We start from the raw sequence: 25,540 nt of genomic DNA on the forward strand, positions 1-25,540 counted from the left end.
GTTATATTTTTATCTTTAATTTGAAGTAAAAGTCTAGTAGACTGGTCTTGGGACATACTGTTCACTCGCTTTCAATTGGTTTTCGTCGACTTGATTGTAGCACAGGGCAGTATGCCCTTTTTAGTTTGTTTTGAAAAAAAGGCGTCGATGGATTTTATCCATCAACACCAAATATCATAGAGCCATTTAAAGAAGTGGTACGCTAGCTTATTGTTGACGTTGCAATTTGCTCAGCAGATAGCCGGTAACGCCTAAGAGAATAATCAGACCGATAATTTGGTTCATACCGAAGTGTGGCGAAGTAACGATCCAGAGACAATCAAGCGGCATAACTGAAAAAGCCAAGATAATCGCCTTCATGTGGCAGCACTCCTTTCTTATTAAGAATCATAGTTGCTGCAACTTTGAACGTAATTGAAATAACCCCTGAATAGTCGGGTTAGTAAAGATCACTTTAGTTCGAGAAAATTCTTAATTCTTAGAAGTTAACCGACCTAAGGTTAACCGTCTTAACCGGCAAACCCGTGATTAATGAATTATTTGCGTGGATACTGGTGGATTCCGGCGAGTTTAGTTGACAGCATTGAGGGCAACCATTAAAATTAAGGTTGTGTCAAATTAGCAAATGAACATCTTAAAACGTCTGATTTAACTATTAGTCATTTTTGATGATGCGGAGGTGGAATCATGAGTGTTCCAATTGTAATCCTCGCAATCATCGCTATCGTTGTTGGTGTTGTGGGCGGGTATTATTTACGTAAGTCCGTTCACGAGCGGAAACTAGATGCAGCTAAGTACACCGCTGCTGGTGTCTTAGCTGAAGCTAAGAAGCAGGCTGAGACTGCGACCAAGGAAGCTCTGTTAGAGGCCAAGGAAGACAGTCACAAGTACCGCGCGGAGGTCGAAACCGAGCTGAAAGAACGTCGTGCCGAAGTTCAGAAGCAAGAAGATCGCTTGATTCAACGGGAAGAAACGTTGGACCGGAAAGATAACTCTCTGGAAAAACGCGAAAACTCGCTAAATCGACGGGACAAGAAACTCAGTGCTGAAGAGCAGAATTTAGTTAAGAAGCAACAGCAAGCAGACTCACTGATTGAAAAACGCCAGGCAGCGGTGGAAGCCGTTGCCGCCTTATCCCAGGATGATGCGCGTGAGCTGATTATTTCCGAAGCCAAAACAGCTTTGGCCAGCGAACGAGCAAAGATGATTAAAGAAAGTGAAGAGACCGCGCGTAAGACGGCTCAGGCCAACGCTAAGGATCTGATTGTGTCAGCTATTCAGCGAAGTGCTGCTGATATGGTAACTGAAACTACGATTACTGTGGTGACGTTACCAAATGATGACATGAAAGGCCGGATCATCGGTCGTGAAGGGCGAAACATTCGAACACTCGAAACGCTAACGGGTATTGATTTAATTATTGATGATACGCCGGAAGCAGTGGTGTTGAGTGGATTTGATCCATTACGGCGGGAAGTGGCCAAGATTGCGTTGGAAAAATTGATTCAAGACGGGCGGATTCATCCAGCCCGGATTGAAGAAATGGTGGCAAAGGCCAAAAAAGAACTGGACGAACACGTCCGGGAGCTTGGCGAGCAAGCAACCTTTGACCTGGGCATTCATTCCATGCATCCCGAGTTGGTCAAGCTCGTTGGTCGCTTGAACTTTCGGATTTCTCATGGGCAAAACGCGTTGGCCCATTCAATCGAAGTTGCTAAAATCACTGGGGTGTTAGCAGCTGAATTAGGTGAGGATGTTACGTTAGCAAAACGTGCAGGATTATTACACGATATTGGTCGTGCTGCTGAGCATGAAGACGATAATTCTTACATTACCACGGGAATGGAACTGACAAAGAAGTATCGTGAAAGTTCCGTTGTCGTCAATGCAATCGCCGCTCAAGCAGAAGAAACGGCCGCGCAGTCTGTGATTGCGGAACTGGTTAGCACCGCTGATATCATTTCAGCGACGCGTCCAGGTGCACGCTCGGATTCCTTAGAAAGCTATATTCACCGTTTGGATAAACTGGAGACCATCGCCAATGAATTTGACGGCGTGGATCATAGTTTTGCCATTCAAGCGGGACGAGAGGTTCGAGTCATTGTACGGCCCGATCGGATTTCGGATACGGATGCTGTGGTCTTGGCACGAGACATTAAACAGCAGATTGAAGGTGACTTGGATTATCCAGGTCACGTCAAGGTTTCTGTTATTCGGGAAGTACGATCAGTTGAATATGCAAAATAAGTCAGAGAAGCTAGGCCAGTTGGTTCTAGCTTTTTTACGTCTGTTGAGACGCAAAGCATGGTAAAATAGAGGGTATTTAATAGAACTGGCTCATGGGTCAGTGGCCACGAAGGCTAGATAGGGGAACGAAAATGCGAATTTTGTTTGTCGGCGATGTTGTTGGGAACTTAGGAATGGCGATGATTCATGAGTACCTGCCACAGCTCAAGCGGGACCTAAAACCACAGGTGACGATTGTGAATGGGGAAAATTCAACCCCGGTTGGCCGCGGGATTAGTCAAACCATTTATAAGCAGCTTCTCAAGGATGGCGCCGATGTAGTGACGATGGGCAATCATACGTGGGATAACGCTGAATTGTATGACTTCATTGGTGATGCCAAGCGCCTAGTTCGGCCAGCCAATTTTCCCGGCGTCACCCCCGGACAAGGGTGGACTAAAGTAAAAGTTAATCAGCAGATATTGGCCGTTGTTAATCTGCAAGGCCGAGTCTTTATGAATCCTTTAGACGATCCCTTTGCTAAGATGCATGATTTGTTTCCTAAGTTAGAAACAGACTTTGTGTTTGTTGATTTTCATGCCGAGACGACGAGTGAGAAACGGGCCTTTGCTATGCGCTATGATGGCCAGGTTTCCGCGGTTGTTGGTACGCACACACACGTTCAAACTAGTGATGCGCAAGTCTTAGCTGGCGGGACGGCCTTTATGACGGAAGCCGGCATGACCGGTCCTGCTGATAGTATCTTAGGCATGCAAGCAGACAGTGTGATTGAGCGCTTTGAGAATCAACGACCAACGCGTTACACGGTACAGGCGGCTGGTCCGGGATTACTTTCCGGCGCCATAATTGATTTGAATGATAAAACAGGGCATGCAACGGCAATTCGGCCAATCCTGATTAGCCCGCAGCACCCCTACCAAAGTTAATCGATGATGGAAGGATGAACCATTTTTCATGACTAAAACAAGCACAACCCCTATGATGGAGCAGTATCAGAAGATTAAGGATCAATACCCCGATGCCTTTTTATTCTATCGTCTCGGTGACTTCTATGAGATGTTTAATGAGGATGCAGTCAAGGGGTCACAATTATTGGAGTTGACGCTAACGACCCGGAGTCACAGCGCTAAGAATCCCATCCCAATGTGTGGCGTGCCCCATAAGGCCGTCCAGAGCTACATTGATATTTTGGTAGATCAGGGCTATAAGGTTGCCATTTGTGAACAAATGGAAGATCCCAAGCTTGCCAAAGGGATGGTTAAGCGCGAAGTAATCCAATTGGTTACGCCGGGGACACAAACGGATACTGGCGCAGCTGGTGCCAAGCGTAATAATTATCTGACGGCCTTGACGTTGGCTGATTCAGGCGAGTATGGTCTGGCCTACACCGACTTGTCAACCGGTGAGCTGAAAGCTGCTGCGATCACTGGCGAGGATGCTGTGTTGAACGAGCTGATGAGTCTACAAACCAAAGAAGTCGTGGTTGATACCACGGTTGCCGAGGGACTACGCCAACGCATGAAGCAGTTAGGCATGATGATTTCGACGCAAGATGCCATCCAAACTAGCTCAGAGATTAGCTACGTCGAGCAGGACTTAACCACGGATTTATTACGACAAGTTGTGGGTGTCTTAGTGACCTATGTGACGGTGACACAAAAGCGAAGTTTAGCGCATTTGCAACGGGCAGTTGTTTATCAACCAACGGCCTTTTTGAAGATGGATCACGCTTCGCAAACGAATCTGGAACTGACGCAAAACTTGCGGACCAAAAAAAAATCAGGAACGCTACTGTGGTTGCTGGATGAAACTAAGACAGCCATGGGTGGGCGGCTGTTAAAGCAGTGGTTAGATCGCCCATTAATTGATCGTCAACAGATTGAAAACCGGCAAGCACGCGTGGCCGCGCTGCTGGATCATTACTTTGAACGAAATAGCTTGCAAGAAGAGTTAGTCAAAGTCTATGATCTTGAGCGATTGGCTGGTCGAGTGGCTTTTGGGAGCGTTAATGGGCGTGATTTGATCCAGCTGCAAACGTCCCTCGAACAAGTCCCCCAGATTCAACATACCATTGAAGAACTTGACGAGCCAGTCTTTGATACCACTTTGGCAGGCTTAGATCCAGTCAGTGACGTGGCTGATGCTATTCGTGCTGCGATTGTGCCAGAACCGCCCTTATCCGTTGCCGATGGTGGCGTTATTCGTGACGGGTTTAATGCGCAACTTGACGAGTATCGTGACGCTATGCGTAATGGGAAGACCTGGTTAGCCGAATTGGAAGCCCATGAACGTGAAGTTACTGGGATTAATAATTTAAAAATTGGCTACAACCATGTCTTTGGCTACTACATCGAAGTGACTAAGGTCAATTTGAGTAAATTACCAGCCGACCGTTATGAGCGAAAACAGACTTTGACCAATGCAGAACGGTTCTCGACACCAGAATTAAAGGAAAAAGAACGGTTGATTTTAGAGGCTGAGGAAAAATCGGTGGCTTTGGAATATAAGTTGTTCGTGGAACTTCGCGAACAGGTTAAAGCGGCCATTACGAGACTGCAAAAATTAGCCGCAGTTATCGCCAGTTTGGATGTTTTGCAGAGCTTTGCAGTCGTCAGCGAAGACTATCACTTTGTTCAGCCTAAGCTAGTGAGTGGTCATCAGCTAAAGATTACCCAAGGTCGGCATCCGGTGGTTGAAAAGGTATTAGGCCGACAATCTTATGTGCCCAATGATGTTACGATGGATGACCAAACCAATATTTTGCTGATTACGGGACCCAATATGTCTGGTAAAAGTACCTATATGCGCCAATTAGCCTTGACGGTGATTATGGCGCAAATGGGTTGCTTTGTCCCAGCTGAAGCAGCTGAAATGCCCATCTTCGATCAGATCTTTACACGGATTGGTGCGGCCGATGATTTAATTTCGGGGCAGAGTACATTCATGGTCGAAATGCAAGAGGCCAATCGGGCACTGAGTCACGCCACGGCTAACAGCTTGATTCTATTTGATGAAATTGGCCGGGGAACGGCGACCTATGATGGGATGGCTTTGGCACAAGCGATCATTGAGTACGTTCATAATCGCGTTCACGCCAAGACGTTGTTCTCAACGCACTATCACGAACTAACGGCTTTAGATGAATCACTCAAGCAATTAAAGAATGTTCATGTGGGTGCCGTTGAACGAGATGGCGACTTAGTTTTCTTACATCAGATGCAACCAGGCCCTGCGGACAAATCTTACGGTATTCACGTGGCCAAGTTAGCAGGAATGCCAATCAAGCTGCTTCAACGTGCCGAAGTTATTTTGACAGATCTGGAACAGAGTGCGGCTAATCAGCCAGCGGCGGCTGCTTCTCAGTCAAGTAGTGCACCGGCTGAGCCTGCCCAAGCACCGGTAAGTGATTCGGTGGTAGCGCAGGACGTTGCCGCAAGCGCGCCAGAACCGCAAGAAAAGGCGACAGCAATTTCTGAAACGGACCAACAATTATCATTGTTCTCAGATGCCCCAGAGTTGAGCCCAGCTCAGGCTAAGGTATTGGAACAGATCAGTCAGTTGAATCTCATGGGGATGACCCCCATGGCGATTATGAATCAGGTCTACCAGTGGCAACAAAAGCTGACTAAATAATGACGAAAGGAGCGGATGGCAGTGCCAAAAATTCATGAATTAGCGTCAGTTCTAGCTGACCAGATTGCAGCGGGTGAAGTGGTTGAGCGACCAGCCTCAGTGGTTAAAGAATTGGTGGAAAATGCCATCGATGCTCACAGCACGCAAATTGATATTACGGTAGAAGAAGCCGGCCTACAGCGTATTGTCGTTGTTGATGACGGTGATGGGATTGCCGATGAAGATAGTGAGATGGCTTTTAAGCGGCATGCTACCAGTAAAATTACGGATCGGCGTGACTTGTTTCGGATTAAGTCGTTGGGCTTTCGTGGTGAAGCGTTGCCCAGTATCGCGTCTGTCGCCGACGTGACCTTGATTACGTCAACTGGCGGTGTCGGAACTGAGATTCATAATGTCGGTGGAATTATTCAAGAACACAAGGCGGCCGAAGCGCGTAAGGGAACCACGGTGATTGTTAAAGAGCTGTTTGGTAACGTTCCCGCTCGGTTAAAGTATCTGAAGTCACCAGCAACGGAATTAGCGCGGATTACGGATATCGTTAATCGCTTAGCACTGAGTTATCCGACGGTTGCTTTTTCATTAGTCCATAATGGTCGCGAGCTGACCCGGACAACTGGGCGTGGTGACTTACAACAAGTCATTGCCGGTATTTATGGTGTCCAGAGTGCCCGCAAAATGGTGGCGATTAGTGGGCAAAATCCAGACTTTCGGGTATCGGGATATGTAAGTTTACCGGAGCTGACGCGTGCAAGTCGGCAGTATATTTCACTTTTGTTGAATGGGCGTTATATCCACAACTTTCAATTGAGTAAGGCGTTGATTGCGGGATACGGCTCCAAGTTAATGGTTGGTCGCTACCCACTGGCGGTTTTAGACATCCAGATGGATCCACTTTTAGTGGATGTGAACGTGCATCCAACCAAGCAAGAAGTGCGCATCAGCCAAGAAGCTGAGTTAACCCAGCTCATTCAAGAGACCGTCTTCAAGCGCTTGTCCCAAGAAAATCTGATTCCAGATGTGTTTGATGAGGTCCAAACTAAACAGCCGGAAACTAAAACAACGGATCAACTGACGATGGCGTTAAATGACGTTTCGGCCAAGTACGACATGTCCGATCGGCAGGTTCTGGGTGCCCAACAGATGCCTAGTGAAAGTGTTGCCCAGCCAAGTGACGCTGCGCCGGTCGCAACGTCAGTGGGACAGCCCGCACCGTTACAAACGCCGGAGGAAGTCCCCGTTGAGCCAGTAGTGGTTCATGATAAGCGCGATTTTGCGACGCCAGCAGTTCAGCGCTTTGATGCCAAATATCGACAAGAACAGGTCGCCGCGCCATTGGGACAATCTGCGGCCTCTGCTGCTGTCGACCAGCCTGCCGTAGAGGCAACAGCACCAATTGAACCCGTTCAAGCAACACCAGCACAACGGTTCCCAACTTTGCGCTATTTGGGACAGGTTCACGGAACTTACTTGTTAGCAGAAGCGGATGATGGCCTATACCTGGTTGATCAACACGCAGCCCAAGAACGGGTGAATTATGAATTTTACCGTCAGGCAATTGGTGAAGTCAGTGATGATGAACAGAAATTATTGGTGCCAATCGTATTAGATTATCCAACGACGGATGTCTTGGAGTTGACGAATCACTTGGAAACATTGGCAAGTGTGGGCATTCACTTAGACTCATTTGGACCAAACAGCTTCATTGTGCACGAACATCCAACGTGGTTCAAAGCAGGACAAGAGACGGCAACCATTCAAGAAATGATTGATTGGGTGCTCAAAGATGGCAAAATCTCGGTCGCTGCTTTTCGGGAAAAGACGGCAATTATGATGAGTTGTAAACGGGCAATTAAAGCCAATCATCACCTTGACGATCAGCAAGCCCGGGCGTTACTCCAGAAATTGGCAACAGCTGAGAATCCTTTCAACTGTCCACATGGCCGACCAGTCTTGGTTCATTTCACGGATCAGGATTTGGAAAAATTATTCAAGCGGATTCAGGACCCACACCACAGTGGGGATGATTGGGAAGAGGCGTAAGGCCTGTTGGATTTCCGGTAATGGGTGTAAGTGGCTAGATGATTGGGTTGCAGGCTGAACCAGTAAAATTACCAGTTTTGCAACCTGATGTGGTACAATTTGAGAAGCAAACATACGTTTTCTTAAAGGAGAGTTACTGGAATGTACGAATACCTTCACGGCCTCATTACAGCGGTCTATCCGGACCATGTAGTGGTAGATGTCAATGGCGTCGGTTATTTAGTGAATACGGCGAACCCCTATCGTTATGAAGTGAGTGCCACAGCAATTACGATTTATGTGTATCAGGCAGTCAGCGATACGGCACAAACCTTATACGGGTTTAGTGATTTTGCTGAAAAACAATTATTTCTAAAATTAATTAATGTCAACGGTATTGGCCCTAAAAGTGCGTTGGCCATTTTGGCTAATCCGGATCATCAGGGACTGATGATGGCAATTAAAACCAACGATACTGGATTCTTAACCAAGTTCCCTGGGGTGGGGAAGAAGACGGCTGGTCAAATCGTGTTAGACTTGCAAAATAAGTTAGATGATTTAGCACCGGCTACTGATGATAATACCCTGTTCACACCAGAAGTGGCCCCGACAACCACTGAAAATCCGCAGTTAGCCGATGCCTTGGCAGCGTTGACGGCACTGGGATACCGGGAGACGGCGGTTAAGAAAATCACCGCGCAATTGCGTCAGTTTAATGGTCAAACAACCAATGATTACTTGAGTGAAGGATTGCGGCTGTTGACTAAATAGGAAGGGGGAAAAGCAATGGTAGATGATGAACGCGTCGTATCCCCAGAAACGGCTGATGACCATGAAGATTCTGTTGAAAAGTCGTTACGGCCCCAAGTCTTAGCGCAATACATTGGGCAAGAACCGATTAAACATGAATTGTCGGTGTATATTCAAGCGGCTAAACAACGCGAAGAATCGTTGGATCACGTTCTGCTATATGGACCACCGGGCCTGGGGAAAACCACGTTAGCGATGGTGATTGCCAACGAAATGGGTGTTCAGATTCGCACCACTAGTGGGCCAGCGATTGAAAAGCCGGGTGATTTGGTGGCGTTACTGAATGAGTTGCAACCCGGAGATATTTTATTTATCGATGAAATTCACCGACTACCTAAGATTGTTGAAGAAATGTTGTATTCAGCAATGGAGGATTTCTACATTGATATCGTGGTGGGACAGGGACCAACTGCTCATCCCGTGCATTTCCCTCTGCCACCCTTTACGTTAATTGGTGCGACGACCCGAGCAGGATTATTGTCGGCCCCATTGCGTGATCGTTTTGGTATTGTGGAGCATATGGCCTATTATGAAACAACTGATTTGCAGGAAATTGTACTGCGGTCAGCTGATATCTTTCATACGGCCATTGCGACTGAGGGAGCTCATGAGATTGCCTTGCGTTCGCGAGGAACACCACGAATTGCCAACCGGTTGTTAAAACGGATTCGTGATTTCGCGGAAGTGGCCCCAGACCACGACCAGATAGATTTGGCAATTGTTGACCATGCCCTAGATCTGTTACGGGTGGACTCGGCAGGCCTAGATGCCACCGATATTAAGCTATTAGAGACGATGATTGACTATTACAATGGCGGTCCGGTGGGGTTGAATACCTTGGCGGCCAACATTGGTGAGGAAACCGAAACAGTTGCTGCGATGTATGAACCCTACCTCTTACAGCGGGGGTATTTAAAACGAACGGCACGTGGTCGAGTTGTGACGGCTACCGGCTATCAACACTTGGGACGCACCATGCCAGATAACAACTAAAGGAGTCGAACTGATTATGGCTTATACGCTAGACGATTTTGATTACGATTTACCACATGAACTCATTGCCCAGACCCCCATTAAGCAACGTGATACGTCGCGGCTACTGGTGTTGGACCATCAAGCTAATACGTTAGAAGATAAGCACTTCTACGATATCTTAGATGAACTACACGCCGGGGATGCCGTTGTGATGAATAATTCACGGGTCATGCCAGCCCGGCTGTACGGCATTAAGCCAGAAACTGGTGGACACGTGGAAGTCCTGTTATTGCACAATGTTGAAGGTGACGTGTGGGAAACGTTAATGAAGCCGGCCAAGCGCTTACGTGTCGGAACAACGGTTACCTTTGGTGATGGCCAATTGACAGCAACGGTGACGGAAGAACGTGAAGACGGGATTCGGCTGATCGAATTTCACTATGATGGAATTTTTATGGAGATCTTGGAACAGCTGGGTGAAACCCCACTGCCACCATATATCAAAGAGAAGTTAGATGATCCGGACCGTTACCAGACAGTCTACGCGAAGGAAAATGGGTCTGCCGCTGCACCAACGGCGGGACTACATTGGACACAAGAGTTGTTGGATCAGGTAGCTGCTAAGGGGGTTAAACTGGTTTACATCACCTTACACGTCGGTTTAGGGACGTTCCGACCAGTTGAAGAGGCTAATATTGAAGATCATAAGATGCACAGTGAGTTTTATCGTCTAGATGAAGCGGCTGCGGCAACGTTGAATGAGGTTCGGGCCAATGGTGGTCGGATTATCGCAACGGGAACGACGTCAATTCGTACCCTAGAAACGATTGGGACGAAGTTTAAGGGTGAAATTAAGCCGGATTCTGGCTGGACGGATATTTTTATTAAACCGGGTTATCAGTGGCAAGTGGTCAATGCCTTCATTACGAATTTCCATTTGCCTAAATCTACGCTCGTTATGTTAGTCGCTGCTTTCACGGGCCGCGATCAGATCTTAAACGCTTATCACCATGCCATTGAAGAAAAGTACCGGTTCTTTAGCTTTGGCGACGCAATGTTTATCAAGTAATGCAATTGGAGGATGATTCATGGAACCCGCGATTAAGTATCATTTGATTAAAACTGAAAAGCACACTGGCGCCCGGCTTGGCGAATTGATTACCCCACATGGAACCTTTAAGACGCCGATGTTTATGCCAGTGGGGACCCAAGCAGCCATCAAGGGGGCAATTAGCCCGGAAGAATTGGATGAAATGGGCTCACAGGTGATCTTGGCCAATACTTATCACTTGTGGCTGCAACCAGGCCCAGACCTCGTGCAAGAGGCTGGTGGGTTGCATAAATTTATGAACTGGGACAAGGGGATTTTGACCGACTCCGGTGGCTTTCAAGTCTTTTCACTGGCTAAGCACCGGAAGTTAACCGAAGAGGGCGTGCATTTCCGTAATGAACTTAACGGGGATCGCCTATTCTTGTCACCAGAAAAGGCCATTGACATTCAAAATAAGCTGGGCCCAGATATCATGATGAGCTTAGATGAGTGCCCACCATTTTTTGAAAGTTACGACTACGTCAAGCATTCGGTAGAACGTACGAGTCGTTGGGCTGAACGGGGACTTCGGGCGCATGCTAACCCCGCCACTCAAGGCTTGTTTGGTATCGTTCAGGGGGCTGGTTTTGAGGATTTACGGCGCCAATCTGCCAAAGACTTGGTCAGTTTAGATTTTCCGGGTTACTCCATTGGCGGCTTGTCAGTTGGGGAATCCAAGGCTGAGATGAACCGGGTTTTAGACTTCACGACGCCCTTGTTGCCAACCAATAAACCCCGGTACTTAATGGGAGTTGGAACAGCAGATTCACTGATTGACGGGGTTATGCGTGGCGTTGACATGTTTGACTGCGTGTTGCCAACTCGAATTGCTCGTAAAGGGACGTGCATGACCACCCATGGTCGATTAGTCGTGAAGAATGCGGCTTACGCCCATGATTTTCGACCATTAGATCCGGACTGTGATTGTTACACGTGTCGGAATTATACCCGGGCTTACTTACGTCATTTGTTTAAAGCGGATGAAGCCTTTGGCCAACGTCTGGCTAGTTATCATAATCTCTACTTCTTGCATCAATTGATGAAGCGTGTTCGTCAGGCGATTATGGATGATAATTTGACGGAACTTCGCGAAGAGGTTTTTGAAACGTATGGCTACAATGCCGAACATCCGAAGAATTTCTAGAAATAATTGGACGGATTCCCCGGATTCTGGTAAAGTTGTCCAATAGATAGAGCATAAAGGGGTGAACAAATGTGTTAGGAAATCTTGCAATTGGTGCTGCCGCTGGTGGTGGGTACTCAACATTACTTATTCTAGTTGTTTTCTTAGGCTTGATGTATTTCTTAATGTTGCGGCCACAACAAAAGCAGCAAAAGAAGCATAAGGACATGATGAGCCAACTTAAAAAGGGTGACCATGTCATCACGATTAGCCGGTTACACGGGGTTATCGATGAAATCAACCAAGCTGACCAAACGGTTACCTTGGATTGTGACGGGATCTACTTGGTCTTTGACTTACGAGCAATCGCTCAAGTAACGTCACAGGCACCACAAGCTGTCACGGCACCTGTCAGTGCTGACACAACTAGTGCTAGTGCAGACACGCCAGCTGAAAATACTGACGAATCAGCCAGTGATGAACCAGCTGAAAAGACTGACGATGAGTCAGCTAAATAAGTGTCATAAAAGTGCGGTCTCCTGGAGGCCGTTTTTTTTCGGCTTTTTAGGGGTTAGATATGCGGGTTTTAAGTTGAAGGCAAACGCCCGTTCGGGTATAATTTAACTATTCGAGGAGGTGGTGACGTTGATTCCAGCTCAATTTACTCAACGAAAAATTATTCACGTTGATATGGATGCTTTTTATGCGTCAATTGAGGAGCGTGACCATCCAGCATTTAAACAACACCCGTTAATTATTGCTCAAGACCCACGGAAAACCGGTGGACGCGGCGTGGTTGCCACAGCCAATTATGCGGCCCGGCAGTTGGGGGTACATTCAGCCATGAATGCCAACGAGGCATTGAAATTAGCCCCGCAGGCCATTTTTCAACCGCCCAACTTTCCGTTGTACCGACAAATTTCTGACCAAATTCATGAAATTTTCCACGAATACACGGACAAAATTGAACCAGTGGCTTTTGACGAAGCCTATTTGGATGTGACTGAGAATAAACATCATTTACATTCAGCCGTCCAGGTCGCTCACGAGATTCAGGTTGAGATTTTTGAAAAGACCCATTTAACCTGCTCAACGGGCATTTCCTATAGCAAGTTTTTGGCTAAGGAAGCTTCGGACTTTCGAAAACCGGTTGGCGTCAGCGTTATTTTGCCGGAAGACGCTCATGATTTTTTGATGGCGTTACCGATCGAACGGTTTCGGGGAGTTGGGAAGAAGACGGTACCTAAAATGCATGAGTTGGGCATTCATACCGGAGCCGACCTGTATCACTGGTCGGAGTTGGCCCTCATTCATGAGTTTGGCAAATTTGGCTATGTTTTGTATCAGCGGGTCCGGGGAATTGATGAGCGGCCGGTTGCCTACCAGCGTGAACGTAAATCTATTGGCAAGGAACGGACATACGGGCCGCCACTGACCACGTTAGGTGAAGTTGAAAATCAATTACAACGACTGGCCGAAATGGTGGCGGCAACGGTTCAAGAAAAACAGCGGCACGGTAAAACCTTGGTGTTAAAGCTGCGAACCAGTGCGTTTAAAACCCTCACTAAGCGCTACACCCAAGCCGATTTTATGGCAAACGATGCGCAGACCTATTACGATTTAGCACTGGACTTATATCAAAGTGTTGCTGGCGAAAATGAGCAAGTTCGGCTACTTGGTATTACGATTACGGGGTTGGCCGCGCAGACGTTTGAAAATGTGCGGTTGCCATTATTTGACTCGGATCGATTGAATTAGCAGACTTTCTTTGTAATTAGTCGGCAAAACTTGTATACTAAAACGCGGTATCGACGCGTCTTCGTCGAAAAATCGGATAGAAAATGGGTGAACCACATGGCAATTGAAACAGCCATTTTAGAAAAAATCAAACAGTATCAAACCATTATTATTCACCGTCATCAGCGTCCTGATCCGGATTGTATTGGGGCCCAGTTGGCATTGCGGGCTATTTTACGCGCTAGTTTTCCTGAAAAAACGGTGGTGGCTGTGGGTAAGCACTATCCGGGATTTGACTGGATGGGGCAAGCCGACCAAGAGGTTAGTGATGACACGTATCACCAGGCCTTAGTGATTGTCGTGGATACGGCAAACCAACCACGAGTAGATGACGAACGGTGGCAAAACGGGGCCGCAGTCATTAAGATTGATCATCATCCTAATGATGACGCATTCGGTGACTTACAGTGGGTATTACCACAGGCGTCCAGTACCTCAGAGATCATCTATGATTGGTTTGAAGCAAATCACACTGACTTGACGATGCCCGATGATGCAGCGCGCCTACTTTATGCAGGCATCGTAGGGGATACCGGACGTTTCATGTATCCGGCAACATCAGCCAACACGTTTGCCGTGGCGGGTAAGCTATTAGCTTATGATTTTTCAATGACGGCGGTTAATCAAGCCGAAGATGAAATTTCACCAGAGATGGCCCGGCTGTCGGCGTATGCCTATCAGAACTTGGAAATTTTGCCCAGTGGTGCAGCGTACCTCAAGTTGACGGATGAAATTGTCGAATCTTTTGGTTTGGCAGCTAGTGATTCCACGTCAGCCATTGTGCCACTGCCAGGTAAGATCACATCAGTCGTGGCTTGGGCCATCTTTGTAGAGTCCAAGGACAAGACCTTCCGCGTACGACTACGATCGAAGGGGCCTTCGATCAATGAATTAGCCAAGCGCCACGGCGGGGGCGGCCACGCGCTGGCCAGTGGTGCGGCGGCTAAAGACCAGGCCGAAATTGACCAAGTCATCCACGAACTGGATCAGTTAGTGGCGGACACTAAAGGAGAAAATGAATGACCGCAGATTTTAAAAATTTTAACTTGCAGCCGTATCTGATGACGGCGCTACAAAAGATTGGGTTTCAACAGCCAACCGCTGTTCAGGAAAAACTAATCCCAGTAATTAGTGCTGGCCACGATGTCGTTGGTCAGTCACAAACCGGGAGTGGTAAGACCCATACGTTCTTGCTACCCATCTTTAATCAATTGACTTCTGAGAACCAAGTACAAGCCGTAATTACCACGCCAAGCCGTGAACTGGCTTACCAGATTCGTACGGCGGCGGAACAATTGGCGGCGGAAGCCCCCTTTGAAATTCGCATTGGAAACTACGTTGGTGGAACGGATAAACAACGACAAATTGAAAAGCTGCGGCATTACCAACCGCAACTGGTGATTGGAACGCCCGGTCGGGTGCAAGATTTGATTCAATCACAGGCGTTGGACGTGCATACGACTCGTCAGTTTGTGGTCGATGAAGCCGATATGACTTTGGATCTGGGTTTCTTAGATCAAGTGGACAAAATCGCTGGTAGAATGCCGAAAAACCTGCAAATGATGGTCTTTTCAGCCACAATTCCCCAACGGTTAGATCCGTTTTTGCGTAAATATATGAATCATCCGGTTGTTGAAGAAATTCCAACGGCAACTGTGATTAGTTCTACAATTGATAATTGGTTGATTTCAACCAAGGGTCAAAACAAGAACCAATTAATTTATCAATTAATTACGATGGGGGAACCCTATCTGGTTTTAATCTTCGCGAATACGAAGACCCGGGTTGAACAGATTCATGACTTTTTGCAATCGCAAGGGCTAAAGGTTGCCATGATTCATGGGGGGATTAAGCCGCGTGAACGTAAACGGGTCATGCGTGAAGTGAAGAATCTTCAATTCCAATTCGTTGTCGCAACGGATCTGGCGGCACGGGGTATTGATATTGAAGGTGTTTCACACGTCATTAATGATGATATTCCTGAAGATTTGGATTTCTTTGTTCACCGGGTTGGCCGGACGGGGCGGCAAGGTATGCCAGGAACGGCGATTACCTTGTATTCACCAGATGAAGAAGCCAAGATTGCCGAGATTGAAGCCATGGGGATTAAGTTCCAACCTAAACGAATCAGTAATGGTGAAATTGTGGATTCCTATGACCGAAATCGGCGGCAAAAACGGGTTAAGAGTACGGAAAAGCTAGATCCAACTCTGATTGGTTTAGTCAAGAAGAAGAAGAAAAAGATCAAGCCAGGGTATAAGCATCAGATCAAGCAAGCAATTCACCGCAAGAAAGATCAGGAACGGCGGATTGCGCAACGGCAGAGTGCGCGAAGTGAACGGAAACGGCGTAAGCGTGAATCCGATCGTTATCAATAACATTCTGCAATTGACAAGGACTAATCGGGTCTCTATACTTTCTAGTGGAGACAAATAAACTAACTGTTTAAATATATTTCAATAATATATGAGCTGAGGATATGCCACGTCAGCGTGATTTTCAGAAACGTTTTGGATGCTGCGAAAAACGAGTCACGATGGCCTTGGTGCTCCCTCACAAACAACGCGACTCAGCGTTATGAGTTTAAGAGGTTAACGATTAAAACATCGTTGCAAGTAAAGTGGTACCGCGCTTCGGCGTCTTTACGGGCAACGGTGTTTTTGACATTTTTTGGGAGGTTATTGCAGCGATGAAAGAATTAACAAGCAGTCAAATTCGGCAGATGTATCTGGACTTCTTCAAGTCCAAAGGGCATACTATTGAACCTAGCGCGTCATTGGTCCCCAAGGATGATCCGTCTTTACTTTGGATTAACTCTGGTGTAGCCACAATGAAGAAGTATTTCTCTGGTCAAGTGGTTCCCGAAAACCCCCGATTGACCAGTTCGCAAAAGAGTATTCGGACTAACGATATTGAAAATGTTGGGAAAACGGCCCGGCACCACACGTTGTTTGAAATGCTCGGAAACTTCTCCGTTGGTGATTACTTCAAGAAAGAAGCAATTGCCTGGGCGTGGGAATTACTGACCTCACCTGACTGGTTTGGTTGGGACCCTGATAAATTGTATATGACGGTTTACCCCAAGGATACGGATGCTAAGGATGCTTGGGAAGCGGTAGGGGTTGCTCCCGACCACATCATTGCCGTCGAAGATAACTTCTGGGATATTGGTGAGGGGCCTTCAGGTCCAGATTCTGAAATCTTCTATGATCGGGGCGAAGCCTTTAACAACTTAGCCGCTGACGATCCTGAAAATTATCCTGGTGGCGAAAATGAACGTTACTTGGAAGTTTGGAACATCGTGTTCTCCCAGTTCAACCATGAACCGGATGGCACTTACAAACCGCTCCCACGGAAAAACATTGATACGGGGATGGGCCTGGAACGGGTTGTGTCGATTTTCCAAAATGCCAAAACTAATTTTGAAACCGACCTGTTTATGCCACTGATTGAAAAAACAGCGGCCTTAAGCGCCGGAAAGCACTATGGGGCTAATGCCGAAGATGATATCTCATTTAAGGTAATTGCCGATCATGCGCGGGCCATTACGTTTGCCATTGGTGATGGGGCCTTGCCTGGTAATGAAGGCCGTGGCTACGTTATTCGGCGGTTAATTCGGCGGGCCATTGTGAACGGACAAAAGCTCGGCATTGAGGGGGCTTTCCTGGACCAATTAGTACCGGTTGTTGGTCAAATTATGCAAGCTTATTACCCAGAAGTTCTCGAGCAAAGTGACTACATCGCTAAGGTGGTTCGTTCAGAAGAAGATCGATTCGGCGAAACGTTGACGGATGGATTGAATCTGTTGAACAGTTTGATTGCCGATTTGAAGCAACAGGGCGGTAATCAAATTGCTGGAGCCGACGCCTTCAAACTTTATGATACGTATGGGTTCCCAGTTGAATTGACGGAAGAGTACGCTGATGATCAAGGAATTACCGTTGATGAGGCTGGCTTCAAAGCCGAAATGCAAAAGCAAAAAGATCGTGCCCGTAATGCGCGGGGCAAGCAAAAAGCAATGGGGTTACAACATGATCTGTTGATCAATGTTAAGACGCCAAGTGAATATGTGGGCTACACGCAGTTAGCCACGACCAGTAAGCTAACGGTCTTGGTCGCAGGGGACGAACTGGTTGACCACGTCACCAGTGGCACAGCCGAAGCAATGTTTGATGTGACGCCATTTTACGCTGAAATGGGTGGTCAAGTTGCCGATAAAGGGGACATCTTGGACGAAGCTGGTCATGTGGTGGCCCACGTTGCGGATGTTCAACATGCCCCAAACGGTCAGAATCTGCATACCTTAACGGTGGTTGCGCCGATGGAAACCGGTGCCACCTATCAGTTGAAGGTTGATACGATCTTCCACAGTAAGGTTGAAAAAAACCATACGGCGACTCACTTGCTGGATAAGGCCTTGCGGGAAGTCTTTGGGGAACACACCCAACAGGCGGGCTCGCTGGTTGAGGGCGATTACCTGCGATTCGACTTTACCCACTTCGGTCAAGTAGATCCAGCTGATTTGGCCAAGGCCGAAGCACTGGTTAACCAGAAGATTTTTGAAGAATTGCCAGTAACAACCGTTGAAACAGACATTGAATCAGCCAAAAAGATGGGTGCCATTGCGCTATTTAGTGAAAAGTATGGAAAGGTTGTCCGGGTGGTTAGTGCCGGGGACTTTGTCACTGAATTTTGTGGTGGAAATCACGTTAAGAACACTAATGAAATTGGTTTATTCAAGATTACCTCTGAATCTGGGGTGGGTGCTGGTGTTCGTCGGATTGAAGCGGTAACTTCTGCAGCGGCCTATGCTTACTTGCATGACCACGATGAGATTTTAAATGCCGTAGGAGCCGATTTAAAGGTCACTCAGGTCGATGAAATTGAACAGAAGGTCCAAGCCTTACAAGCCCAAGTAAAGGCCTTAGAACAACAACAAGCAACCTTAGAAGGTAAATTAGCCAGCCAAGAAGCTGGGGCTGTCTTTGACCACGTCACGACAGCTGGTAATTACCAATTGATCAGTGGAACCGTTCAAGTTTCCAAAATGGATCAATTGCGTGCTTTGGCAGATACGTGGCGCGACCAAGCCTTGTCTGATGTGCTGGTCTTAGGCGCAGAAGTGAATGGTAAAGCCAATTTAATTGTGGCAGTGAGTGCGGATAAGCAAAAGCAAGTCAAAGCTGGTGACCTGATTAAGGCCATTTCACCTAAGATCAATGGTGGTGGTGGCGGTCGGCCAAACTTGGCTCAAGCGGGTGGTAAGAATCCAGCAGGCCTACCAGATGCGATGACGGCAGCAGCCGATTGGTTGGCTGAACAAAAGTAAGCCAACATTTTACAGTATTACGAATAGATTACATTAAGTGACCTTAATTGTAGTTTGCCAAGCAATCGAGTAAAATTAAATCAAAGTGAGGAAGTACGGGGGTGTTTTATAGTGAGTTCATTAGACAAAACGATGTATTTCGACTTTGGCGCTAATCAACCAAAGGATGTTCACGATACGTTAGTGACGGTTTACCAAGCGCTAGAGGAAAAAGGGTACAATCCCATTAATCAGATTGTCGGTTACCTGCTATCGGGCGATCCTGCGTACATTCCGCGTATCAATGATGCACGGAACTTGATTCGTAAGCATGAGCGCGATGAGATCATCGAAGAGTTGGTTCGGGTATACTTGAATCAGAATGGATCGGTGAAAAAGTCATGAAGTTAATGGGATTAGACGTTGGGTCACGAACTGTAGGTGTTGCGGTTAGTGATGCACTAGGTTGGACGGCACAAGGTGTTGAGATTATTCGGATTAATGAAGACGAAGAACAATTTGGCCTTGATCGGGTTGGCGAATTAATTGCCAGTCATGATGTGCAAGGGTTTGTGGTTGGTCTTCCTAAGAATATGAATAACTCATTAGGTCCCAGAGCTGAGGCTTCAAAGCGCTATGGTGACATGTTGACGGCTCGGTTTAACTTACCCGTTGATTTTGAAGATGAGCGGTTGACAACCGTTGAGGCGGAGCGTATGTTAGTGGAACAAGCTGATACGTCACGCCGTAAGCGTAAGCAAGTGATTGATAAATTAGCAGCCGGGTTAATCCTGCAGAACTATTTAGATCGGCACGGTAAATTAACCCGAGAAAAGTGAGGTTTCCCATGAACGAAGACCAAGAACAAATTACATTAGTTGATGAAAACGGTAATGAAGAATTATACGATGTTTTATTTACCTTCGAATCTGACGATTTTGGTAAGTCATATATTTTGATTTACCCAGCTGGTAAGAGCGACGACGAGGAAGTTGATATCCAAGCCTACGCGTTACCTGCTGATGATGATCCAGCTAACCCATCCGGTGGTGACTTGCAATTGATCGAGTCCGATGAAGAATGGGACATGGTTGAATCAGTCTTGAATACTTTCTTAGCGGACGGGACCATTGATCCTAACGCTGGTAGCAAAGACTAATCACGATGATGAAAGGGCGGAAGACATTCCGTCCTTTTTTGTATGCCGAATTTTAAGTTCATTACAATTTTGCGTGCAAGGGGTGCGACCGCCAACGGATTAATGGTAAAATAAGGCATTGTGTAAAACAGGGGGAATTTAACCATGACGGAAGACACACATCGCTTTAAAGCGGTTATTGCCGGCAAAACGTATACGATCGTTGGTCAGGCGACTGACGAACATATGCGAGCGGTGACAGAAGTTTTGAATGAGCAGTTCACACAATTAAAACAATTATCACCTAATATGAGTAAAGAAGACGCAGCCATTTTGATGGCGTTTAATGCTGTCTCCGACCAATTGAAAATGGTTGCCGCTCAAGACGATACGGCGGCTACGGCAACTGACGAGACGACAGAAACGGAGGACTAATTTGGTCTTAAGCTTACTAATTTTAGCAATCCTCGTTCTGGGTTTTCGGCGGGGCTATCGCCGAGGACTCGTTTTGCAACTGATTAAAACCGTGGGCTATTTGATTGTTTGGGTCATTGCCCGCTTTGGCGCCAAACCATTGGCGGCTGGAATTGGGCAATTTATTGGTAAGGTTTCGTTGAACAGTTCGGTAAGTGCGGTGACTGCTAGCCAAAGCAGTAGCTTTTTTCTTAATGGTCTAGCCTTTTCGGCGATTTTAACCGTGGGCTATTTTATCGTTCGGCGAGTGGCCTATGGGATTAACAAGGTCACGTGGTTACCGGTCATTCATCAAGTTAACTCGTTAGCGGGTGGCCTGATTAATTTAGTGATTCGCTATGTCGTGATTTTTTTGACATTGAACCTATTGATCTTATTACCCAATACCAGTTTTCAAACCAGTTACCAGCAGTCGCCAGTGGCGCAATGGATCGTTAAGAAGACCCCATTTTTATCCAAACAGGTCTATAACTGGTGGCTGACTGAACACGAACAGTAGACTGATTCGGGAGAGGAGAATCCGATGAATCAAAAAACACTTAAGATTATGGAATACGAGCGCATTAAACAGGCGCTACGAGGGTATCTGGTCTCGGCAGCTGGACAGCATGAGCTGGCCGAACTAGCCCCCACAGCAGATGCAAAACAATTACAGATTTGGTTAGATGAATCTCGCGATGGTGCGGATATTTACCGATTGGAAAATGGCATTCCGTTACCAAAATTGGATGATATTCGGCCACATTTACACCGACTAGCTATGGAAGCGGCTTTGAATGGGTTAGAGTTGGCGCAAATCAGTCGGGTGCTCTGGACGACTAGCTCGGTGGTTAAGTTTTTCCGCGATTTGACGGAAAAAGAAATTACCTTGCGGCGCTTAGATCGCGTGGTCAAAGAGTTGGTGACGTTACCCGACGTGACTCGGCGATTACGAACCTCCTTAGAGGGTGACGGTCATATCACCGATGAGGCGTCACCAGCCTTGCGGCAGATTCGACAACACATTGCCCAAACAGAAGTGGCAATTCGTCAGACGATGGACCAATATACCCGGGGCAAGGACGCCAAGTATCTCAGTGAGACCATTGTCACGATTCGTGACGAACGTTATGTGATTCCGGTCCGCGCAGAGTATAAACAACGGTTCGGTGGCATTGTCCACGATCAAAGCGCAAGTGGTCAGACGTTATTTATTGAACCGCAAGCGGTCGTGGGTCTTAACAATCGCTTGCGTCAAAACCAAATTGATGAACGGCATGAAGAACAGCGAATTCTGGCAGAGTTAACGGCATTGTTAGACCCCTATCAAGCAGAAATTCTGCGTAATTCAGAAATTCTCGGGCATTTTGATTTTATTAATGCCAAGGCGAAGTACGCCCATCAATTAAAGGCAACGGAGCCTAAGTTGTCAGAGGACAATCAGGTCAATTTGCGTCAAGCACGGCACCCATTGATTGACCCCAAGAAAGTCGTTGCTAACGACATTACCATTGGTCGCGACTACAAGACCATCATCGTTACTGGACCCAACACGGGTGGGAAAACGATTACGCTCAAAACGTTGGCCTTGGTTCAATTAATGGGGCAGTCGGGTCTCTTTATCCCGGCCAATGAAAATAGTGTCATTGGTATTTTCGATGATATTTTTGCCGATATTGGGGATGAACAATCGATCGAACAAAGCTTGAGTACGTTCTCAGGGCATATGGAAAACATTGTTGCTATTTTGCGGCAGGCCGATGAACGCAGTCTAATTGTTGTTGATGAGTTGGGTGCCGGAACCGATCCACAAGAAGGGGCCGCACTGGCGATTGCCATCTTGGATCAAATGGGGACACTGGGGAGTTATGTCATGGCGTCCACTCACTACCCGGAACTTAAAGCCTATGGGTACAACCGACCAGAAACGATTAATGCTAGTATGGAGTTTGACGGTGAGACGTTACAACCCACTTATCACTTGCTGATTGGGATTCCAGGACGAAGCAATGCTTTGGATATTGCCGCTCGGTTGGGGATGCCTGAACAGGTTGTTGCTGCGGCACGTGGCTTGACCGATCAGGACAGTCAGGACCTAAATGCGATGATTTCTGATTTGACGGAACAAAAGCGGCATGCGGATGCGGACGCGGAACGGTTACGTCAAGAATTAGCCGAGGCGGATGAGCTGCATGCCCAACTGAAAAAACAATTCGATGCTTACCAGCACCAGAAGGATCAATTGATGACAGATGCTAAGCGCGAAGCTAACCGATTAGTCGATGAGTCCCGTAAGCGGGCTAATCAGATTATTTCAGATCTCCGTAAAAAGCAGTTGGCTGCTGGTAAGAGCGTGGTCAAGGAAGATGAATTGATCGCTGCTCAAGGGGCACTGAACGCCTTACAGCAGGATAGTAAGCTGAAGAAAAATCGCGTACTGCGGCGAGAAAAGGCTAAGCTTGACTTTCATAAGGGCGATAGCGTCTTAGTGAAGTCATATGGACAGGTTGGTGTCTTGATGGAGCAGTTGGACGACCAGCATTGGGAGGTTCAACTAGGAATCTTGAAGATGAAGATCGCGACCAATGACTTGGAAAAGGCCCAAGATCCGGCTAAATCAGCTAAACAACCACGGGCTAGTGTCAAACGTAGTGGATCAAGCGGCATGTCCGCAACGTTGGATTTGCGAGGGCACCGATATGAAGAAGCCATGGCAGAGGTTGATCGTTACATTGACTCGGCCCTGTTGGCTGGCTATCCGTCCGTTACCATCATTCATGGGAAAGGGACGGGGGCACTTCGAAAGGGTGTTACGGACTATTTGAAGCGTAATAATCGAATTAAAAGTTTCGGTTTTTCTCCGGCTAATGCCGGTGGCGATGGTTCAACGGTTGTGCACTTTAAGTAAGGCTAACAAATTGTAAGCAATTTAGTTGTGATTTTGGTTATTTCTGGTAGACTAAAGCTTGTATTGAGAACTAGGGAGGTAATTGGTTATGGCAACAGTAGTAGAAACAACGGATAAAACCTTTGAAGCAGATACGGCTAAGGGCGTGACGTTAACTGACTTTTGGGCAACTTGGTGTGGTCCTTGTCGGATGCAATCACCTGTCGTCGAACAATTAGCCGACGAAATGGGCGATCAAGTCACATTCAACAAGATGGATGTTGACGCTAACCCAAATACACCACAATCCTTTGGGATCATGAGTATCCCAACGTTGCTGGTTAAGAAAGATGGCACCGTAGTGGACTCAATTGTGGGTTACCACTCAAAGGATCAATTAAAGAAGATCTTGGATCAATACCTGTAATAATAAAAGCGTGTCGGATTATCCGACACGCTTTTTCATTAGAATTTGAAATGGAACGCCTGCTTCGACTCCCAATATTTTGACGCTTAGTCCGTGGTGGCGTCGTCATCAGTCATCGACTCTGGATGATTAATGGTCAGCGGTTGTGGCGCATCGTAGTCCGGAATAACGTCTGTGGGATCGGTGTAGACTTCAAAAGTTACCGCTTGGTTTTGCAGTTTGCGTGGTGTATCGACGAGTTCAGCTTCGGCAGCAACCCCCAGTTGTTGGGCCATCATTTCAGCGAGAAACCCAGCTTCCAGCGTGAAAGCTTCGTCACCACTAAGGGTTTTACGTAAGCGGACAATGTCGCCACTTAATTGCCACCGCGTGGACTGGGCCGTTTGCTTCACCATCGTTAGCGTGCCAAATCCGGCTTGGGCAAAGAACGCACTAGCGTCTTGTGGGTTACCGACTGGAAACCGACGGGCGAGTGACTTGCCCGCCCAATACGTAATGGCACCCTGATCTTCCCCTAATAACTCCGGTAAAAGTGCTTCTCGCAGTAATAATTGTGGAAAATTTGCTTCGCCGGCAGCATCCTGCATAGCGGTTTGATATAAGTTTTTCACGATGGTAGACTCCTTCATCCGAATAGTTTCATATAATTTCATTATACCGTAATTTTTTCGCGAAGTTCTTGATGACAGAAATTTAACAATTTTTTACGTCTGTATGACAGTTTTAAATGGCTGTAACTTGAAACCGGTTCATAAAAAGGCGATAATATAGTTTCAAGTAAATCGAGAAGGAGCGTTGTTTCATGCAAAATGATTCGATTGGTCTAATGGATTCAGGGGTCGGTGGTTTGACCGTCTTAAAGGAAGTTCAACGGTTGTTGCCCACTGAAAATACAGTATTTCTGGGCGATCAGGCGCGTTTGCCATATGGACCACGCTCGGTGGCTGAGGTCACAATGTTTACCAAACAAATTGCACAATTTTTACGCCAACAAGCAGGAATCAAAGCGTTGGTGATTGCGTGTAACACGGCAACCGCAGCGGCTCTAACAACGATGCAGCAAACATTGCCCATTCCGGTAATCGGCGTTATTGCACCGGGTGCGCAGGCCGCGGTGCAGACAACCCGTAATCACCGAATTGGGGTGATTGCAACGGCCGGAACGGTTAAGAGTGACCAGTATCGGCGAGATATTTTAGCAGCAGCACCTAATAGTCAAATTTTTAGTGTGGCTTGTCCGGAAATGGTGACGCTGGCTGAGCAAAATGACTTAACGACCACGCATGCCCGGTCCGTAGTAGCGGCAAACTTGGCGTCACTTATGGATAAGAAAATTGATACGTTGGTGATGGGCTGTACGCATTTTCCATTATTGCGAAGCGCTATTCAGCACGCTGTGGGTTCACAGGTGACCTTGGTGGATCCCGGCTTAGCAACTGCGGAACAAACGGCGGCTATCTTAAAGACGCACGGGTTACTTAACCCAGCCACAACGCGTGGAACGGCCCAGTTCTTTACCACGGGGGAGACGGCTCACTTTGATACATTAGCTAGTCAGTGGTTGGATCAGCAACCGATGCCAGCGAAGCACGTGTCTATTGCTCAGCTGACAACCCCGATGGAGGTTAACTAA

At 47.1% G+C, this 25,540-nt stretch carries 23 protein-coding genes; 21 read left to right on the plus strand and 2 right to left on the minus strand.

Annotation, left to right across the window (positions count from 1 at the left end):
• Positions 1-207: 207 nt before the first annotated feature.
• On the minus strand, positions 208-360 hold the full coding sequence (locus tag ACP4IT_RS09305; RefSeq protein WP_172757682.1) for a hypothetical protein: 153 nt from the start codon (positions 358-360) through the stop codon (positions 208-210).
• Positions 361-687: 327 nt separating this feature from the next.
• Here ACP4IT_RS09305 and rny point away from each other — a divergent pair, with 327 nt between their 5' ends.
• From rny to trxA, 20 genes are all read left to right on the plus strand, one after another.
• Positions 688-2,247, plus strand: coding sequence for a ribonuclease Y (gene rny, locus ACP4IT_RS09310; RefSeq protein ID WP_011667971.1), 1,560 nt, complete (start codon positions 688-690; stop codon positions 2,245-2,247).
• 131 nt (positions 2,248-2,378) lie between these two features.
• Entirely contained in the window at positions 2,379-3,173 is a 795-nt protein-coding gene (locus tag ACP4IT_RS09315; RefSeq protein WP_156646902.1) for a TIGR00282 family metallophosphoesterase, read from the plus strand.
• A 28-nt stretch (positions 3,174-3,201) separates the two neighbouring features.
• Positions 3,202-5,880 (plus strand): DNA mismatch repair protein MutS, encoded by a 2,679-nt coding sequence (gene mutS, locus ACP4IT_RS09320; RefSeq protein WP_426855566.1) that lies wholly within the window; start codon positions 3,202-3,204, stop codon positions 5,878-5,880.
• Between the two features lie 21 nt (positions 5,881-5,901).
• Positions 5,902-7,920, plus strand: coding sequence for a DNA mismatch repair endonuclease MutL (gene mutL / locus ACP4IT_RS09325; protein WP_024855099.1), 2,019 nt, complete (start codon positions 5,902-5,904; stop codon positions 7,918-7,920).
• Between the two features lie 141 nt (positions 7,921-8,061).
• On the plus strand, positions 8,062-8,670 hold the full coding sequence (ruvA, locus tag ACP4IT_RS09330; protein ID WP_015473543.1) for a Holliday junction branch migration protein RuvA: 609 nt from the start codon (positions 8,062-8,064) through the stop codon (positions 8,668-8,670).
• 15 nt (positions 8,671-8,685) lie between these two features.
• Positions 8,686-9,702, plus strand: a complete 1,017-nt coding sequence (ruvB, locus tag ACP4IT_RS09335) for a Holliday junction branch migration DNA helicase RuvB (protein ID WP_011667966.1) — start codon at positions 8,686-8,688, stop codon at positions 9,700-9,702.
• A 16-nt stretch (positions 9,703-9,718) separates the two neighbouring features.
• Positions 9,719-10,753: a tRNA preQ1(34) S-adenosylmethionine ribosyltransferase-isomerase QueA gene (gene queA, locus ACP4IT_RS09340; RefSeq protein WP_011667965.1), complete on the plus strand. Its 1,035-nt coding sequence runs from the start codon at positions 9,719-9,721 to the stop codon at positions 10,751-10,753.
• 19 nt (positions 10,754-10,772) lie between these two features.
• A complete protein-coding gene (gene tgt, locus ACP4IT_RS09345; protein ID WP_024525496.1) occupies positions 10,773-11,918 on the plus strand; it encodes a tRNA guanosine(34) transglycosylase Tgt in 1,146 nt (381 codons plus the stop codon).
• Between the two features lie 71 nt (positions 11,919-11,989).
• Positions 11,990-12,415 (plus strand): preprotein translocase subunit YajC, encoded by a 426-nt coding sequence (gene yajC, locus ACP4IT_RS09350; RefSeq protein WP_021742886.1) that lies wholly within the window; start codon positions 11,990-11,992, stop codon positions 12,413-12,415.
• Between the two features lie 118 nt (positions 12,416-12,533).
• A complete protein-coding gene (dinB, locus tag ACP4IT_RS09355; protein ID WP_082265226.1) occupies positions 12,534-13,655 on the plus strand; it encodes a DNA polymerase IV in 1,122 nt (373 codons plus the stop codon).
• A 96-nt stretch (positions 13,656-13,751) separates the two neighbouring features.
• A complete protein-coding gene (locus ACP4IT_RS09360; RefSeq protein ID WP_024855096.1) occupies positions 13,752-14,717 on the plus strand; it encodes a DHH family phosphoesterase in 966 nt (321 codons plus the stop codon).
• Positions 14,714-16,072, plus strand: coding sequence for a DEAD/DEAH box helicase (locus ACP4IT_RS09365; RefSeq protein WP_011667960.1), 1,359 nt, complete (start codon positions 14,714-14,716; stop codon positions 16,070-16,072). Before ACP4IT_RS09360 ends, ACP4IT_RS09365 begins: the two co-directional genes overlap by 4 nt.
• 311 nt (positions 16,073-16,383) lie before the next feature.
• A complete protein-coding gene (gene alaS / locus ACP4IT_RS09370) occupies positions 16,384-19,023 on the plus strand; it encodes an alanine--tRNA ligase (RefSeq protein ID WP_011667959.1) in 2,640 nt (879 codons plus the stop codon).
• Positions 19,024-19,134: 111 nt separating this feature from the next.
• Positions 19,135-19,407, plus strand: coding sequence for an IreB family regulatory phosphoprotein (locus tag ACP4IT_RS09375; RefSeq protein WP_024525493.1), 273 nt, complete (start codon positions 19,135-19,137; stop codon positions 19,405-19,407).
• The gene (ruvX, locus tag ACP4IT_RS09380; RefSeq protein WP_011667957.1) at positions 19,404-19,841 is read left to right on the plus strand and encodes a Holliday junction resolvase RuvX; all 438 of its coding nucleotides are present in this window, start codon (positions 19,404-19,406) and stop codon (positions 19,839-19,841) included. Before ACP4IT_RS09375 ends, ruvX begins: the two co-directional genes overlap by 4 nt.
• Positions 19,842-19,849: 8 nt before the next feature.
• Positions 19,850-20,161, plus strand: coding sequence for a DUF1292 domain-containing protein (locus ACP4IT_RS09385; protein WP_011667956.1), 312 nt, complete (start codon positions 19,850-19,852; stop codon positions 20,159-20,161).
• A 144-nt stretch (positions 20,162-20,305) separates the two neighbouring features.
• Positions 20,306-20,575, plus strand: coding sequence for a cell division protein ZapA (locus ACP4IT_RS09390; protein ID WP_011667955.1), 270 nt, complete (start codon positions 20,306-20,308; stop codon positions 20,573-20,575).
• Between the two features lies 1 nt (position 20,576).
• Entirely contained in the window at positions 20,577-21,113 is a 537-nt protein-coding gene (locus ACP4IT_RS09395) for a CvpA family protein (protein WP_082265227.1), read from the plus strand.
• Between the two features lie 24 nt (positions 21,114-21,137).
• Positions 21,138-23,501, plus strand: coding sequence for an endonuclease MutS2 (locus tag ACP4IT_RS09400; RefSeq protein WP_011667953.1), 2,364 nt, complete (start codon positions 21,138-21,140; stop codon positions 23,499-23,501).
• A gap of 88 nt (positions 23,502-23,589) precedes the next feature.
• Positions 23,590-23,907, plus strand: coding sequence for a thioredoxin (gene trxA, locus ACP4IT_RS09405; protein ID WP_011667952.1), 318 nt, complete (start codon positions 23,590-23,592; stop codon positions 23,905-23,907).
• An 86-nt stretch (positions 23,908-23,993) separates the two neighbouring features.
• Here the strand turns inward: trxA and ACP4IT_RS09410 are convergent, their stop codons facing one another.
• Positions 23,994-24,518 carry a YslB family protein gene (locus ACP4IT_RS09410; protein ID WP_011667951.1) on the minus strand — a complete coding sequence of 175 codons (525 nt, stop codon included), beginning with the start codon at positions 24,516-24,518 and terminating at the stop codon, positions 23,994-23,996.
• A gap of 191 nt (positions 24,519-24,709) precedes the next feature.
• On the opposite strand from ACP4IT_RS09410, the gene murI reads away from it, so the two are divergent.
• On the plus strand, positions 24,710-25,540 hold the full coding sequence (gene murI / locus ACP4IT_RS09415) for a glutamate racemase (protein WP_226769751.1): 831 nt from the start codon (positions 24,710-24,712) through the stop codon (positions 25,538-25,540).

This window comes from Levilactobacillus sp. LN180102 (genome assembly GCF_050106635.1).
Taxonomy (GTDB): domain Bacteria; phylum Bacillota; class Bacilli; order Lactobacillales; family Lactobacillaceae; genus Levilactobacillus; species Levilactobacillus brevis.